The sequence below is a fragment of the Nocardioides sp. AE5 genome, from assembly GCF_031844485.1.
Classification (GTDB): domain Bacteria; phylum Actinomycetota; class Actinomycetes; order Propionibacteriales; family Nocardioidaceae; genus Nocardioides.
Window position 1 is genome coordinate 1 of sequence record NZ_JAUZVI010000027.1, and the last position, 1,399, is coordinate 1,399.

The 1,399-nt window shown below is 63.1% G+C and carries 1 protein-coding gene; it reads right to left on the reverse strand.

Annotated features, from left to right (window positions below):
* Positions 1–60: 60 nt before the first annotated feature.
* A complete protein-coding gene (locus Q9R27_RS18700) occupies positions 61–1,287 on the reverse strand; it encodes an IS256 family transposase (protein ID WP_311253919.1) in 1,227 nt (408 codons plus the stop codon).
* Positions 1,288–1,399 lie beyond the last annotated feature (112 nt).

Consider the following 1,399-nt stretch of genomic DNA (forward strand, 5'->3'; position numbering starts at 1 on the left):
GGGTGACGTCCCGCTGTGTGGTGGAGTTTCTCGACACCGTGCGGGTCAGTGGTTGTGAGTCTAGGCCGCGTCGATGGCGGCGATGTTGACCTCCTCGAAGTTGGTGCCGATGAGCTTCATTGAGTTCTCGCTGAAGTAGCGTCGGTCGGCGCTGTTCCATTCGTCGTGCTGTTCGATCAGGACGTGGCCGGCCAGGCGTAGCAGGGCTGCGGGGTTGGGGAAGACGCCGACGACGTTGGTGCGGCGTTTGATCTCTTTGTTCTGCCGTTCCAGCGGGTTGGTCGACCAGATCTGCTGCCAGTGCGCTGGCGGGAACTCGGTGAACGCCAGTAGGTCCTCGCGGGCTTCGTCGAGCATCTCGGCGACGGCTGGGTGGGAGCGGGTCAGCATGGCCACGACCTCGTCGAACTGGCCGTGCACGAGTTCACGTTTGCCGCGCGGCACGAAGATCGTGCGGATGATCGCGGCGACCATCGGGGCGGCAACCTTGGGAACCTTTGCCAGGACGTTGCGCATGAAGTGGACGCGGCATCGTTGCCAAGCTGTGCCCTGGAAACAGGTGCCGATGGCGGCCACCAGTCCGCTGTGCGCGTCGGAGACCACGAGCCGGACTCCGGACAGGCCACGGGCTTTCAGCGAGCGGAAGAAGTCGGTCCAGAACGGTTCGGACTCGGTATCCCCGACGTCGAAGCCCAGGACCTCACGTCGTCCGTCAGCTGCGACACCGACCGCGACCACGATCGCTTGGGACACGACTTGCCGGCCGACCCTGGCTTTGCAGTAGGTGGCATCGACGAACACGTACGGATACGTCGTGGTGGTCAACGACCTGTTGGTGAACGCGGCGACGTCCTCATCCAAATCAGCACAGATCCGGGAGACCTCGGACTTGGAGATGCCCGTGTCGGCGCCCAGCGCCCGCACCAAGTCGTCGACCTTCCTAGTGCTGACGCCGTGAACATAGGCCTCCATGACGACCGCGAACAAGGCTTGGTCGATACGGCGCCGCCGCTCCAGCAGAGACGGAAAGAAGCTGCCCTGACGCAGCTTCGGGATCCGCAGATCCAACTGGCCAGCCGTCGTCGTGATCGTCTTGGAACGTGTCCCGTTGCGGTGAACGATCCTGTCCGGACTCCGCTCGAACGGGGCCGCGCCAATGAACGCGGCCGCTTCGGCATCAATCAATTCCTGGTAGAGCTTCTCGGTCGCTGTCCGGACCCGGTCGGTCACCTCAGTGGCCTTCAGTTGGGTCAACAGATCAAGCAGGGCAGACTGGTCAAGAGCCATCGTGCGATGTGTCTTTCTGTGAGTTCCTTGGTCGGTTCTCACTGACCATCGCACGATGGCTCACCCCATGGGCGAGACGTCCGAGAACTACACCACCAGACGGGACGTCACC